Genomic DNA, 14,265 nt, shown 5'->3' with positions numbered 1-14,265 from the left:
TACGTTCGGATCGAGCAGCAGTTCGCACAGGTAGCCCACGTCTGATCCAGCGGCGCCGGACTGGGATGTACCGGCACGGCCCCGACCCACCCACCGGCCCGCAGACACCGACCCGCACCCGCACCCGCACCCACCACGAGGCGAACCCTCAACGCCGAGGCCTGCGCGGCGGAGGCGGCGGCCCCTCGTCCGGCGAGGGCGGAACAGGCGGCGGGGGAGGAGGCGGCGGAGGCCCGTCCTGCCTCCGCTTCGGCGGGGGTCCGATCGGCCCCACCACCGTGGGCGCCCCGTACACATCACCGGGCGCCCGGGAACCCCCCGGCGCCGGCCCCCGATCCTCCGGCTCCCGCAACTCGTCCGGCACCCTCAGATACGGATTGGTGTCCGGGTTGGGCGCCCGATACGACCGCTGAGGCCGATACGGCCCAGCACTCCCATCGCCCCCAGCCCCAGCCCCCGCACCCGAACCCACCCCAGCCCCCGGACCCACCCCGGTAACCACACCCGAACCCGAACCCGAACCCGAACCAACCCCCTCAAGCCCCCCAGCCCCCCCAAGCCCCCCACCCCCCAAGTCACCCCGTGCCAACCCAGCAACAGCAGCCCTCCGCCCCGCAGCCCCACTCGCACAAGCCAGCAACGCCCCCACCGCCCCGGCCCCCGCCCCCCACGCGGCACCGAGCAGCAACGCCACCCCCAGCCGCCCGTGCAACTCGATCCCCGCCCCGAACGCGTCGAAGCCGAGTACGGACAGAGAGGCGTCCACCGACACCTCCGTCAGCCACGCGAGCAGCGGCAGCGCCAGCGCCGTCACGACCCCGAGCCGCAGTGCGCAGCGCCCCGCGAACCGCGGCGCGCTGTCGCCCCGTACATCTGCGGCACCCGGTACTCCCACAACGGTGGCACCCCCGGCCCGTACAAATGGCGTACGCGCGGCCGTCAGAACGCCCGCGTACAGCATCATGAGCGCGGCAGCGACCCCCAACAGCCATACCCGCCCGTCGAGTTCGGCGAGCCGCCCGAGCGTGACGGGCCGGTCGGTGTCGACGGCCAGCAGCTTGTCGAGGGGGTCGGGCAGCAGCTTGGCGAGCTCGCCCGTCGCCTTGCCGTCCCAGGGCACGAAGAGCCCGACGGGGATGCCCAGCCACACACCGTTGGGCGCACCGAGCAGAGCCGCTCCCGCGATCCGCTTCGGATGGTCGTCCCCGATCGCCGCGTACGCCGCCGCCGCGAGCCCCGCCAGGACCGCGACCAGCAGGACCGCGACGAGCGAGGAGACGGCCGGCCGCACCGCGCGGTGCACGGCGTCCCAGCCGCGGGGCAACGGCGTACGCCGGGAGGCCAGCAGGGCGATCAGCAGGACTCCGGCGGCCCACACGGTCCCGCCGAGCAGCGTCGGAGCGGTGTCCACGGAGAAGCCCACCGCCGCCTTCGCGTCCACCAGGTCGCCGATCTTGCCGGGCAGCAGACCGCCCAGATCTCCGAGCCCGCCCGGGAGTTTGTCCGTGATGTCCCCGAGTCCGCCGCCTCCCCCGGTGACCTTGTCGAGCCCGAGCTCCCCGCCGTCGATCGTGATGACGTCGTGGCCGGCCCACGCGAGCCCGCCCAGTGTCGCCACGAAGAGGACGATCACCGCTCCGGCCCGCGCCAGGAGTTCGGAGGGTGTGATGGCAACTCCGGCCCCGCGCAAGGACCGTAGGAAGAACCACGACATCAGCAGCGCGCCGACCAGCCCGACGCCCAGTGGCGTGATCTGGATGGCGGTGTGCGCCTCCGCTCCCTTCAGGCCGAAGGCCGAGACATCGCCGGACGGCGTCACCGCACCGCCTGCCCCAAGGGCCACCACCGCCGCGGTCATCGGGCCGAGCGAGGCCGTCGCATCGGCCCCGAGCAGGTGCAGACCGAGCGCGGCGGTGCCCGCCATGCCGATCAACGCCCAGCTCACGGAGGCGATCGTGGACAGCAGGACATCCCCCCACGGCACACTCCTGGTGCTCCCGCCGTGGTGTGTCGTTCCGATGCTCATCGCAAGACCCCCCGATCCGCGCAGCGGTGATCCCCGCGTATGTCCTCCTCGCGTGGGATTACCACTCTCCGGGCCGGTTTCACCCCCGTCAACGGAAACGGGCAACTCGCCCGTACCCATCCTTCACATGGCCCGACTTTCGGTCAGGGGGCCTCTACTGAAATAGTTCCCCACGATGTTCGACATCCCTAGACTCCCTGCGATGGGGTAACTCGGGGGACAACTCAGTGGGGCTGGAGTGCCGGAACTCGTACTGGAAGTGAATGGACGGACCTGGACGCTCGACGCGGCCAGGCCCTACGCCCTCGGACGTGATCCGCAGGGTGACATCGTGCTCGAGGACGCCAGGGTCTCCTGGCGTCACGCCACGATCAGCTGGAACGGCCGTAGTTGGGTCATCGACGACCACGGGAGCACCAACGGCACGTTCGTGCAGGGGCAGCGGATCCACCAGATGGAGATCGGCCCCGGTTCGGCCGTGCACCTCGGCAACGCGACCGACGGACCGCGCCTGAGCCTGTCCGGCGCGGCGGCCTCGGTGGCGAAGCAGCAGCCGTTCGCGGCTCAGGGCGCCGGCCCCGGCTGGGCTCAGCAGCCGACGCCGCAGTCACCGGAGCAGGCCCGGCAGCCGCAGCAGGCGGGGAGCATCCCGCAGCAGCAGGGACCCGGTGGAGGCGCGGGGGCGCCGCCGGTCTACGGCGACCGCAGCCCGACGACCTTCCACCAGTTCTCGCTCGGCCGGGTGATGCGCATCGGCCGTGCGCTGGAGAACGAACTGGTGGTCTCCGACCTCCAGGTCTCCCGCAACCACGCCGAGTTCCACGCGACGCCGGACGGCCGCTTCGAGATCCGCGACCTCGGCTCGCACAACGGCACGTACGTCAACGGTATGCCGATCGCCAAGGGCGGCTCCGCGCTGCTCGGCCCGAACGACATCGTCGGCGTCGGCCACTCGACGTTCCGTCTGGTCGGCGACCGTCTCGAAGAGTTCGTCGACACCGGTGAGGTCTCCTTCTCGGCCCGCCATCTGACGGTCACCGTCGACGGCGGCAAGCAGATCCTGAAGGACGTCTCCTTCGGCGTACCCGAGAAGTCGCTCGTCGCGGTCATCGGCCCGTCGGGCTCCGGCAAGTCGACGCTCCTGAAGGCGCTGACGGGCTACCGCCCCGCCAACCAGGGTGATGTCCTCTACGACAACCGGAACCTGTACAAGCAGTTCGCCGAGCTGCGTCAGCGCATCGGTCTGGTCCCGCAGGACGACATCCTGCACAAGGAGCTGACCGTCAAGAAGGCCCTCAAGTACGCGGCCAAGCTGCGCTTCCCCGCGGACACCACGGTCCAGGAGCGCGAGGCCCGGATCGACGAGGTGCTGCGCGAGCTGAAGCTGGACATCCACAAGGAGAAGAAGGTCACCTCCCTCTCCGGTGGCCAGCGCAAGCGTGTCTCGGTCGCCCTGGAGCTGCTCACCAAGCCGTCGCTGATCTTCCTGGACGAGCCGACATCCGGTCTCGACCCGGGCATGGACCGCGATGTCATGCAGCTGCTGCGCGGCCTCGCCGACGACGGCCGTACGGTCCTGGTCGTCACGCACTCGGTGGCCGAGCTGGCGATCTGCGACAAGCTCCTCGTGATGGCGCCGGGCGGCGCCGTCGCCTACTTCGGTCCGCCGGAGGAGGCGCTGAACTTCTTCGGCTACGAGACCTGGGCCGACGTCTTCTCCGCGTTCGAGAACTACCGCGACTACGACTGGGCGGGCCGCTGGAAGGGCTCGCAGCACTACCAGATGTACGCCGCGGACATCGACGCGGTGGCTCCGCAGTCGACGCAGATGCCGCCCGCGCAGGCGATGAAGCCGCCGAAGCCGCAGAGCTGGGGCTCCCAGCTGATGACGCTGATCCGCCGCTACGTCTCGGTGATCGCGTCGGACAAGGGCTTCCTGGCGCTGACGGTGATCCTGCCGGCGGTCCTGGGCTCGGTCAGCCTGCTCATCGACAGCGGCAAGACGTTGCTGGTGAACGACAAGGTGCTGCCAAACGGAGCCCATGTCGCGAACGGCACGGCCACGACCGTGCTCCTGATTCTCGCGGTGGGCGCGTGCTTCGCGGGCGCGGCCAACTCGGTCCGTGAGCTGATCAAGGAACGGGTGATCTACGAGCGGGAGCGGGCGACGGGTCTGTCGCGCTCGGCGTACCTGATGTCCAAGGTGATCGTCCTCGGTGTGATCACCGTGCTGCAGGGCGCTCTGGTCGCTGCCATCGGCTTCGGCAGCCGCGAGGTCCCGGCCGAAGGCCTGATCCTCAAGAGCCTGCCCAAGGTCGAGCTCGCCCTGCCGATCATGGCTCTCGGCTTCGTGTCGATGATGTTCGGACTGATCATCTCTTCGCTGGTGAAGACCGCGGAGAAGACCATGCCGCTCCTGGTCATGTTCGCGATCGTCCAGGTCGTCTTCACCGGCTGCCTGTTCATCCTGAACGGCACACTCGGTGTGAACCAGTTCTCGTACCTGATGCCGGCCCGCTGGGCGGTGGCCGCCTCGGGCGCCACGCTGGACCTGAACAACATCTTCCCGAACCAGGACGACCCGACGAGCACGGACCCGCTGTGGGACCACACGGCCGGGGCCTGGACGATCGACATGATCGCCCTGATCGTCCTCGGTGTGATCTGCGGCTTCTTCGTGGCCCGCTTCCTGCGCCGCCACGAGCCCGAGGTCATGCGCAAGTAGACGCCCGGGAACGACGCGAGGGCGGCACCCCTGATCGGGGTGCCGCCCTTCGGCGTCTGTGTGGGAACTCCGCGCTGAGCCCTCAGTACGCGCTGTTCACGTTGTCCATGGAACCGTACTTGTCGGCGGCGTAGTTGCAGGCGGCGGTGATGTTGGCGACCGGGTTGTAGATGTCCCACGAGGTACCGGCCACGTGGTACGCCTTGAACGTCGGCGGGATGACCTGCAGCAGGCCCTTCGACGGGATGCCGTTGATGGCGTTGATGTCCCAGTCGTTGATGGCCATCGGGTTGCCCGAGGACTCACGCATGATGTTCTTGTGCAGCCCCTGGTAGGTGCCGGGGATGCCCTTGGCCTTCATGATGTCGAGGGACTCGCGGATCCAGCCGTCGAGGTTGTTCGCGTACGTCTTCGCGGCGACCGTCTCGATCTTGATGCGCTGCGTCGAGCGGCTCGCGGCAGCGGCCTTGGCACGCGACGCGGCGGCCTTCTTCTTCGCGGCGGCCTGGGCGGCCGCCTTCTTCTTCGCGGCCGCGGCGTCCGCGGCCTTCTTCTTGGCGGCGGCCGTGGCGTCGGCCGCGGCCTTCTTCTTCGCCGCGATCGCCTGGGCCTTCAGGTCGGCGCCGGCCAGCTGGTCGGTGACGCTGGCCTTGACGTCCTTGATCTGCTGCTCGCTGTAGGCGACCTTCGCCGCGGAGACGGCGGCGTCGTTCGTGGTGGTCTGGGAGTTGCCCGGCACCAGCGAGAACGCGAGGGCGGCGGCACCGAGGGTGGCCACACCGGCGATCGAGAGCTTGTGGAGCTTGGTCAGCTTCGGAGTATGTCCAGGAGTGGTGATGTTCTTGGGCATGACTGATAGACCTCTTCGAATAGCGCGGAGGTCGCTCTTCGTCCCGGCGAGGGACAGTGTGTTTCCGGAACAAACGCCGCGGGGCGAACCCTGCGGCGCTGAGCGACAACGCAATTCTTAGCGGTCGCAAAATGCTGTGGCAAAGGTGTGACCTACGAAGTCGGGTAGTGGACGCGGAAGGGGCAAATCGGGGCAGACTGGCACGTCTTCCCTGCTCATCTTGTCCCTTTTATCTCCTATGCTCCTTCGTACGTGACCTGGACCCTATGCGCGGGCTCACACGGGCCCCCCGTCATTCTGACTGGCAGTTGCGAGAGCAATGCTCAGAGTGAGGGCCCTCCTCCGGGAGGATGAGGTGCACGTCCCCGAACTCGTGCCAGAGGTAGCGCAAGCGCAGTGCCTCCTCGTATCCGCGGTCGATCGCCGCCCCTCCGGCGATCGCCTCCAGCATCAGCAGATGCGAGGCCTCCGGCTCGTGCAGCCCGGTCAGCAGCCCGTCGACCGCCCGTACGCCGCGCTCCGGGGTCACCACGAGACCGGTCCAGCCCTTCGCCGCCCGGACCAGCCCGTCGGACCCGGTCGCGGATTCCACGGCCCGCACGGCCGTCGTACCGACCGCGACGATCCGGCCGCCGCCGGCCCGCGCCGCGTTGATCAGCCGGGCCGACGCCTCCGGCACCTCGTACCGCTCCGGATACGGCGGCTCGTGCGCCTCCGCCGACGCGACACCCGTGTGCAGCGTGATCGGCGCGAACTGCACACCCCGGCTCACCAGCTCCGCCACCAGGCGCGCGGTGAAGGGGCGCGCCGCGCTCGGCATCTCCGCGCTCCCGGCGCCGTCGTCCGACGGCAGCGCGAATACCGTCCGGTACACGGACAGCGGCTGGTCCCGTTCCGTATAGGAGTAGCGAATGGGCCGCCCGTACCGCCGCAGCAGCCCCAGCACGTCCGCGTCCGGCACCCGCCCCCACCACAGCCGCGGACTGCGCGCGGTCAGCGGCTCCTCCAGGAGGAGGCGTACGTCCCCGGGCAGGCGCACCACTGTCCCCGCGGGCCCGCCCGCACGCGCACGCGTGGTCCCCGTCCCGTCGGGATCCCGCAGCTCGACCGCCCACCGCCCGTCATCGCCGCGCGTGGAGAAGTGCACCACCACACGAGCGCGGCCGATCCGCCCGTCCACGGCCGCCGCCAGGGTGGCCGAGGTGTTGACGATCAGCAGATCCCCGGCCCTCAGCAGCCGCGGCAGCGCCGCGAACGCGTGATGCGACACCTCGGTACCGCGCGACACCAGCAGCCGTACGGAATCCCGGTCGCGACCGGGACCGCGCTGCTCGGCCGGCACTCGCGCCGACAGCTCCTGCGGAACCGTTCCCCATTCCCGGCCGCGCCCGATCGGAGGAACCCCCATCGCCGTCGTCATCGCCCCTCCAGCAGGGCCGGAGCCGCGTAGCGCCCACTGGCCGGCCGTTCCTCCAGCAGCCGCAGAAAGGCCGGCACCACACTGTCCGGCGCCGGCCGCGGATCGTCGTCGCCCGGTACGGCCGCCCTGTAGAGGTCCGTGCCCATGTCCCCGGGGTCCACCGCCCACACCCGCAGGCCCGGCTCCTCCTCGGCGAGAACCGCCGAGACATGGTCGAGCGCGGCCTTCGAGGCGCCGTAACCGCCCCACGTCTCGTAGGCCTCCGCCGCGGCGTCCGAGCTGATGTCGACGACCGCGCCCGACCCGGCCGCCCGTAGCAGCGGCAGCGCCTCCTGGATCAGGCCCAGCGCGGCGACCACGTTGACCTCCAGGGCATGCCGCAGCCCGTCAAGCCCCAGCTCCTCCAGACGCACCAGCGGCTCGGCACCCAGCGCGCTCGCGTTGTTCACCAGGAGGTCGACACCACCCAGCTTCCGGGCCGCCGCCACCAGATCGGCACGGTGACCGGCGTCCGTCACGTCCCCGGGCAGGGCCTCCACACGCGTCCCGTACGCGGACAGGGCCACCGCGGTCTCCTCCAGCACCCCGGCCGTCCTGGCGTCGAGCACCAGATCCCAGCCGCGCTCCGCCAGAGCCGCGCCGAGCGCCCTCCCCAATCCCTTCGAGGCCCCCGTGATGATCGCTACCGGCATGACATCCGTCCCCTCGCTCAGCCGCCTTCCCGGCGGGTGTCCTCACGGTAGGAACGCGGCCCGCCCCGGCGCCTCGTGCGCGGGCCGCAATGATCAGGGGCCCTTCGTCCTAGGCCCAATGGCCCGGAGGGCGAGGCCACCGGGCCGATACGCGCTGTCACACCCCGCCGGTAGTTTGGGGTCATGAGTCACGGACCCCGGTCGGGCCTGTACGCGGTGAGCTCCGCGTTGCTGGCCATGAGCAGGCACCTCGAAGTGCGCGACGTCCTCAAGACGATCGTCGCTTCGGCGCGCGAACTGCTCGACGCGCAGTACGCGGCGCTGGGCGTGCCCGACGACCACGGAGGCTTCGCCCAATTCGTCGTCGACGGGGTCAGCGACGCCCAGTGGAAGGCCATCGGACCGCTCCCGCGCCAGCACGGCATCCTCGCCGCGATGCTCCGCGAGGCCCGCCCCGAGCGCCTGGCCGACGTGCGCGAGGACCCCCGCTTCGAGGGCTGGCCCGAGGCCCACCCCGACATGTCCGACTTCCTCGGCCTGCCCATCCGCGACGGCGACGAGATCATCGGCGCGCTCTTCCTCGCGAACAAGCTGCGCGCCGAGGAGGGACAGCCGTGCCCCGAGGCGGACGGCAGGTGCGGTTTCACCGAGGACGACGAGGAACTCCTCACCATCCTCGCCCAGCACGCGGCGATCGCCCTGACCAACGCCCGGCTCTACGAACGCAGCCGCGAGCTCACGATCGCCGAGGAGCGCTCCCGGCTCGCGCACGAACTGCACGACGCCGTCAGCCAGAAGCTGTTCTCCCTGCGCCTCACCGCGCAGGCCGCCGCCACCCTCGTCGACCGCGACCCCTCCCGCGCGAAGGGTGAACTCCAGCAGGTGGCCGCCCTCGCCGCGGAGGCCACCGAGGAACTGCGCGCCGCCGTCGTCGAGTTGCGCCCCGCGGCCCTCGACGAGGACGGCCTGGTCGCCACCCTGCGCACCCAGATCCAGGTCCTCGACCGCGCCCACTCCGCGCGCGTCACCTTCTCCAGCAATGGTGCACGGGCGCTGCCCGCCTCCCAGGAGGAGGCGATGCTGCGGGTTGCCCAGGAGGCCCTGCACAACGCACTGCGGCACTCCGGCGCCGCCCGCGTCACCGTCACCCTGGAGCGACGCGGCCCCGGCGCCGTCCTGCGCGTCACCGACGACGGCAGCGGCTTCGAACCCACCGCGATACGCAGCGCCGGCCGCCACCTCGGCCTGGTGTCGATGCGGGACCGGTCGAGCGGGGTCGGCGGCACACTCACCGTGGAATCGGCGCCCGGAAAGGGCACCATGATCGAGATGGAGGTCCCTGGTGGCTGACGCAATCAAGGTGCTGCTCGTCGACGACCACCAGGTCGTCCGCCGGGGCCTGCGCACCTTCCTCGAAGTGCAGGACGACATCGAGGTCGTCGGAGAGGCGTCCGACGGCGCCGAGGGAGTCGCCCGCGCCGAGGAACTGAAACCCGACGTCGTCCTGATGGACGTCAAGATGCCGGGGATGGACGGCATCGACGCGCTGCGCAAGCTCCGTGAACTCGCCAACCCTGCACGGGTGCTGATCGTCACCAGCTTCACCGAGCAGCGCACGGTGGTGCCGGCCCTGCGCGCGGGTGCCGCCGGTTACGTCTACAAGGACGTGGATCCCGACGCGCTGGCCGGAGCCATCCGCTCGGTCCACGCTGGGCACATCCTTCTCCAACCCGAGGTCGCGGGCGCCCTGTTGTCCCAGGAGGAGGCCAACTCGGGGCAGGGGAGAGGTGGTTCGCTCACCGAACGGGAGCGCGAGGTGCTCGGCCTGATCGCGGACGGCCGCTCCAACCGGGAGATCGCCCGCGCCCTCGTCCTCTCCGAGAAGACGGTGAAGACCCACGTGTCGAACATCCTGATGAAGCTCGACCTCGCCGACCGCACCCAGGCCGCGCTCTGGGCCGTACGGAACGGGATCGCGGGCTGATCGCCGAGGGGCCGCCCACCTGGGGATCAAGCTCCGGCGCACTCCCGCGGCGCACGGGCGGGACGGCGCGACCGGGCGGCAACTCGGAGGGTTCCGCTCCGGGATGAGATTCATACCGTCGTGTGTATGTCACCCGGATGGCGCATCCTCCGGGAGGCTCGGCCGTTCTCCAGTGCGCCGCGGCGATCTGCCGCGGTGTTCGCGAGGAGGGGTTTCACAAGTGAAGAACCTGAAGAAGGTCACAGCTGTGGCGATGGTGGCCGGTGGCCTGGTCGCCGCCGGTGCGGGCATGGCGTCGGCGACCGACGGCTCGTGGGCCGGCGGCAAGGCCGCGGGCTCCCCGGGCATCGTCTCCGGGAACGTCGTCCAGGCTCCGGTCCACATCCCCGTGAACGCGGTGGGCAACAGCGTGAACGTCATCGGTCTCCTGAACCCGGCCTTCGGCAACCTCGGTCTCAACCACTGAGGTTCCCCACCGGAACGATCACGACCACCGGCCTTCCGGGGACTCCCCGGAAGGCCGGTCGGGTTGTCGGCTGATCTGCGGACTGAACCGGACGGGGCAATCGGAACGGCCTCCCCGTGCCGTTTCCGGCCTCCCGGCGTTGCTCAGCGTACGACCCGCGGCCGGGTCGCATTCATAAACGCAAGAGGAGCATTTCCCATGAACATCGCCAAGAAGGCCGCCCTGGCCATCACCGTCGCCGGGATCGCCGCGGGCGCCGGCGCCGGTGCCGCTGTTGCCGACGCGGGTGCCGAGGGCGCGGCCGTGAAGTCGCCCGGCGTCGGCTCGGGCAACGTCGCCCAGCTCCCGGTCCACATCCCCGTGAACGTGGTCGGGAACAGCGTGAACGTCATCGGTGCCCTGAACCCGGCGTTCGGCAACACGGGTGTCAACGACTGAGCCACCACCGGCCACAAGGGCCCCGCGAACGGAAACGTTTCGCGGGGCCTTTCCGCGTCGCACCGGCCCGTGCGCCGGAGGCCCCGAGCGTCCGGGCGCCCAAGGGTCCGCGCCGTCGCCGACCGGAGCGTCCGGGCACGTGAACCGAGCAGGCCCCCGGGGGTCCCCAAGCGCCGGGGCGACCGAAAGCCCCAGTCGCGCGGAGGCCGACGCGCCCCGGGACGCGAGCCACGCAAGTCCCCGCGCGGGCAGAGCACCCCAGGTGCCCGTGCACCTGGGGCACCCGGGCCACGCAAGGCATCCGTGCTCCGCGCCGGGCGGAGCTCAGCGCACCCCGCGCTCGCGCTCCTCCACGAACGCGTTGTACGCGGCCACCTGCGCCCGCCGGGCCGTCCGCTCCACCGGCCGCAGGGCCTCGGCCCGAGCGGCCATCTCCGACGCGCTCACCGCTCCGCCGTGCCCGCTCTCGTGTGCGACGGACATCAGCGTCCCGACCCGCTGAGCCAGCTCCAACACGCGCACCGCACGCGGCGGGTACCCGGGGGCCAGCAACTCCCGTCCCCGCTCCGCCCGTGCCCGGTACGCCTCGATCGCCGCCTCCGCGACCGGCCCCGACCCGGCCACGTCCAGCCGCGCCAACACCTCCGTCGCCTCGCGGAGGGCCTCCGCCAGCTCCCGTTCGGCCTCCCCGAGCGAGGGCACGTCGGCGGGCGGCGCCTCCCGTACGGCGAGACAGTGCCAGACGACCTCGACGTGCACATCTCCGTCGGGCCCGGCCTCGTACACCTCCGGCACGAGCCCCAGCGCCGAGCCGTGGCAGACCACGGCCTCCTCGGCTTCTAGCGCGCGCGCATTGAACGCGGGCGGGCCGCTGAGCCCGAGCGGATGCCCCGACGCGGGCAGCGCGACCCGCAGCCCGGTCACCCCGAGCGTGCGCAGCCGGCCGAGGGCGAGCGTGAGCCCGACGGGCCCCGACTCGCCCGGCAATCCCTCGACGCGGTGCACCGCGTCGTCCCCGACGATGGCGAGCACGGCGTCGTCCGGAGAAACAAGTCCGGCCAATAGGGCATTTCCCCATGCCGCCAGTTGTCCTGAGCGTGGTTCCGAGAGCATGCCCCCACCCTAAGGACCGGCCGATGGATCGGTGTGGCCGACCGGTGGCGTAGGTTTTCCCTGGGGGCTGCGTCCACAGACGTCAGCGACGGCCGAGACTGCAATGGGAGACAACGCGCTCATGAGCGATGTACTGGAGCTGGAGGACGTATCCGTGGTCCGCGAGGGCCGGGCTCTGGTGGACCAGGTCTCCTGGTCGGTCAAGGAGGGGGAGCGCTGGGTCATCCTCGGTCCCAACGGCGCCGGGAAGACAACTCTCCTGAACGTCGCCTCCAGCTACCTCTTCCCCAGCTCGGGCACCGCCACCATCCTCGGCGAGACCCTCGGCCAGGTCGACGTCTTCGAGCTGCGCCCGCGCATCGGCATCGCCGGTATCGCGATGGCCGAGAAGCTCCCCAAGCGCCAGACGGTCCTGCAGACGGTTCTCACCGCCGCGTACGGCATGACCGCCGGGTGGCACGAGGACTACGAGGACATCGACGAGCAGCGCGCCCGTGCCTTCCTCGACCGCCTCGGCATGAGCGACTACCTGGAGCGCAGGTTCGGCACCCTCTCCGAGGGCGAACGCAAGCGCACCCTGATCGCCCGCGCCCTGATGACCGACCCCGAGCTGCTGCTCCTCGACGAGCCCGCGGCCGGCCTGGACCTCGGCGGCCGTGAGGACCTCGTACGCCGCCTCGGCCGCCTCGCCCGCGACCCGATCGCCCCCTCCATGATCATGGTCACGCACCATGTCGAGGAGATCGCTCCCGGCTTCACCCACGTCCTGATGATCCGTCAGGGCAAGGTGCTCGCCGCGGGCCCGCTCGAGCTCGAACTCACCTCGCGCAACCTCTCCCTCTGCTTCGGCCTCCCGCTCGTCGTCGAGCAGGTCGGCGAGCGCTGGACCGCGCAGGGCCTGCCGATGGCCTGAACGGCCACGGCACGCGGACGCACACCCCTCACCCGGCGTACCCGACTTGATCGCGCGCTCTGTCCGCCGGGGGAGCGCGGTCCTACCATGACCATGTGAACGACATCAACGCATGGGTGTGGTGGCTGATCGGCGCGGCCGGACTCGGCATCCCGCTCGTGGTGACCGCGATGCCGGAGTTCGGCATGCTCTCCGTGGGCGCCGTCGCGGCCGCGGTCGCCGCGGGTCTCGGCGGCGGTGTCGTCATTCAAGTCCTGGTCTTCGTGGCCGTGTCGGTCGCGCTCATCGCCGTCGTACGCCCCATCGCCGCCCGGCACAGCGCACAACGCCCTCAACTCGCCACCGGCGTGGAGGCGTTGAAGGGAAAGCAGGCCATCGTCCTGGAACGCGTTGACAGTTCGGGCGGGGGCCGCATCAAGCTCGGCGGAGAGATCTGGTCGGCGCGCTCCCTCGACGCCGGACAGGCCTACGAGGTGGGCCAGGAAGTGGACGTCGTGGATATCGACGGAGCCACGGCGATCGTCATGTGACCTCGTACAACGCAAGTGAACCGAACGCCCCACGTGACAGACGACGTTCTGTCACACTCGTCCAGCAAGATCTTCAACTGCCATAAGATCTTTCGGAATTACCGAGTGGAGAAGGGTACGGGGAGCATCGATGGAACCGATCATCATCGTCCTGATCATTCTGGTGGTGTTGGTCTTCATCGCCCTGATCAAGACCATCCAGGTCATCCCACAGGCCAGCGCGGCCATCGTCGAGCGCTTCGGCCGCTACACGCGGACACTGAACGCCGGCCTCAACATCGTCGTCCCGTTCATAGACTCGATCCGCAACCGCATCGACCTGCGTGAACAGGTCGTCCCGTTCCCGCCCCAGCCGGTGATCACCCAGGACAACCTGGTCGTCAACATCGACACCGTCATCTACTACCAGGTCACCGACGCGCGAGCCGCGACGTACGAGGTCGCCAGCTACATCCAGGCGATCGAGCAGCTCACCGTCACCACCCTCCGCAACATCATCGGCGGCATGGACCTGGAGCGGACCCTGACCTCCCGCGAGGAGATCAACGCGGCCCTGCGCGGAGTCCTCGACGAAGCCACCGGCAAGTGGGGCATCCGCGTCAACCGCGTCGAGCTCAAGGCGATCGAACCGCCCACCTCCATCCAGGACTCGATGGAGAAGCAGATGCGCGCCGACCGCGACAAGCGCGCCGCGATCCTCACTGCGGAAGGCATCCGCCAGTCGCAGATCCTCACCGCCGAGGGCGAGAAGCAGTCGGCGATCCTCCGCGCCGAAGGTGAGGCCAAGGCCGCGGCCCTGCGCGCCGAGGGCGAGGCCCAGGCCGTCCGTACGGTCTTCGAGGCCATCCACGCCGGAGACCCGGACCAGAAGCTCCTCTCCTACCAGTACCTGCAGATGCTCCCGAAGATCGCCGAGGGCGACGCCAACAAGCTCTGGATCGTGCCCAGCGAGATCGGCGACGCCCTCAAGGGCCTGAGCGGCGCCATGGGCAACTTCGGCGGGCTGGGCGGGGGTTCGGGCAACCGAGGTTCCTCCGGAGACTCCGGCGGCGGCAAGGAGCGGCGCGAGAAGCCCTCCATCACGGACTGACGCCGTACGACGATGGGG

Annotated in this window: 13 protein-coding genes; 8 read left to right on the top strand and 5 right to left on the bottom strand. The window is 70.4% G+C overall.

What is annotated here, in order from left to right; genetic code table 11:
* Positions 1 to 148: 148 nt before the first annotated feature.
* Positions 149 to 2,026, bottom strand: a complete 1,878-nt coding sequence (locus ACFWBT_RS35590) for a streptophobe family protein (RefSeq protein WP_385707092.1) — start codon at positions 2,024 to 2,026, stop codon at positions 149 to 151.
* 238 nt (positions 2,027 to 2,264) lie between these two features.
* Between ACFWBT_RS35590 and ACFWBT_RS35585 the strand changes: the two genes are divergently transcribed.
* A complete protein-coding gene (locus tag ACFWBT_RS35585) occupies positions 2,265 to 4,751 on the top strand; it encodes an FHA domain-containing protein (RefSeq protein ID WP_385707091.1) in 2,487 nt (828 codons plus the stop codon).
* A gap of 82 nt (positions 4,752 to 4,833) precedes the next feature.
* Here ACFWBT_RS35585 and ACFWBT_RS35580 read toward each other — a convergent pair whose 3' ends face one another.
* The 3 genes from ACFWBT_RS35580 to ACFWBT_RS35570 all read right to left on the bottom strand — a co-directional run bounded on the left by ACFWBT_RS35580 (position 4,834) and on the right by ACFWBT_RS35570 (position 7,713).
* Entirely contained in the window at positions 4,834 to 5,601 is a 768-nt protein-coding gene (locus tag ACFWBT_RS35580; protein ID WP_385707090.1) for a transglycosylase SLT domain-containing protein, read from the bottom strand.
* A gap of 292 nt (positions 5,602 to 5,893) precedes the next feature.
* Positions 5,894 to 7,021 (bottom strand): S-adenosylmethionine:tRNA ribosyltransferase-isomerase, encoded by a 1,128-nt coding sequence (locus ACFWBT_RS35575; protein ID WP_385707089.1) that lies wholly within the window; start codon positions 7,019 to 7,021, stop codon positions 5,894 to 5,896.
* The gene (locus ACFWBT_RS35570) at positions 7,018 to 7,713 is read right to left on the bottom strand and encodes an SDR family NAD(P)-dependent oxidoreductase (RefSeq protein WP_385707088.1); all 696 of its coding nucleotides are present in this window, start codon (positions 7,711 to 7,713) and stop codon (positions 7,018 to 7,020) included. The genes ACFWBT_RS35575 and ACFWBT_RS35570 overlap by 4 nt, the downstream gene beginning before the upstream one ends.
* Before the next feature lie 183 nt (positions 7,714 to 7,896).
* Between ACFWBT_RS35570 and ACFWBT_RS35565 the strand changes: the two genes are divergently transcribed.
* The 4 genes from ACFWBT_RS35565 to ACFWBT_RS35550 all read left to right on the top strand — a co-directional run bounded on the left by ACFWBT_RS35565 (position 7,897) and on the right by ACFWBT_RS35550 (position 10,601).
* A complete protein-coding gene (locus ACFWBT_RS35565) occupies positions 7,897 to 9,063 on the top strand; it encodes a GAF domain-containing sensor histidine kinase (protein ID WP_385707087.1) in 1,167 nt (388 codons plus the stop codon).
* Positions 9,056 to 9,697, top strand: a complete 642-nt coding sequence (locus ACFWBT_RS35560) for a response regulator transcription factor (RefSeq protein ID WP_266757150.1) — start codon at positions 9,056 to 9,058, stop codon at positions 9,695 to 9,697. The genes ACFWBT_RS35565 and ACFWBT_RS35560 overlap by 8 nt, the downstream gene beginning before the upstream one ends.
* Before the next feature lie 220 nt (positions 9,698 to 9,917).
* Positions 9,918 to 10,163, top strand: coding sequence for a chaplin (locus ACFWBT_RS35555; protein ID WP_385707086.1), 246 nt, complete (start codon positions 9,918 to 9,920; stop codon positions 10,161 to 10,163).
* Positions 10,164 to 10,361: 198 nt separating this feature from the next.
* Positions 10,362 to 10,601 carry a chaplin gene (locus tag ACFWBT_RS35550; protein WP_385707085.1) on the top strand — a complete coding sequence of 80 codons (240 nt, stop codon included), beginning with the start codon at positions 10,362 to 10,364 and terminating at the stop codon, positions 10,599 to 10,601.
* A 324-nt stretch (positions 10,602 to 10,925) separates the two neighbouring features.
* Here ACFWBT_RS35550 and ACFWBT_RS35545 read toward each other — a convergent pair whose 3' ends face one another.
* On the bottom strand, positions 10,926 to 11,714 hold the full coding sequence (locus tag ACFWBT_RS35545) for a hypothetical protein (protein ID WP_385707084.1): 789 nt from the start codon (positions 11,712 to 11,714) through the stop codon (positions 10,926 to 10,928).
* 121 nt (positions 11,715 to 11,835) lie between these two features.
* Between ACFWBT_RS35545 and ACFWBT_RS35540 the strand changes: the two genes are divergently transcribed.
* From ACFWBT_RS35540 to ACFWBT_RS35530, 3 genes are all read left to right on the top strand, one after another.
* Entirely contained in the window at positions 11,836 to 12,627 is a 792-nt protein-coding gene (locus ACFWBT_RS35540; protein WP_385707083.1) for an ABC transporter ATP-binding protein, read from the top strand.
* A 95-nt stretch (positions 12,628 to 12,722) separates the two neighbouring features.
* A complete protein-coding gene (locus tag ACFWBT_RS35535) occupies positions 12,723 to 13,157 on the top strand; it encodes an NfeD family protein (protein ID WP_351556244.1) in 435 nt (144 codons plus the stop codon).
* A 130-nt stretch (positions 13,158 to 13,287) separates the two neighbouring features.
* A complete protein-coding gene (locus ACFWBT_RS35530; protein ID WP_266757140.1) occupies positions 13,288 to 14,247 on the top strand; it encodes an SPFH domain-containing protein in 960 nt (319 codons plus the stop codon).
* The last annotated feature ends 18 nt before the right edge of the window (positions 14,248 to 14,265 follow it).

Source organism: Streptomyces sp. NPDC060027 (assembly GCF_042737005.1).
Classification (GTDB): domain Bacteria; phylum Actinomycetota; class Actinomycetes; order Streptomycetales; family Streptomycetaceae; genus Streptomyces.
This window is presented reverse-complemented; position numbering and strand designations above follow the sequence as displayed.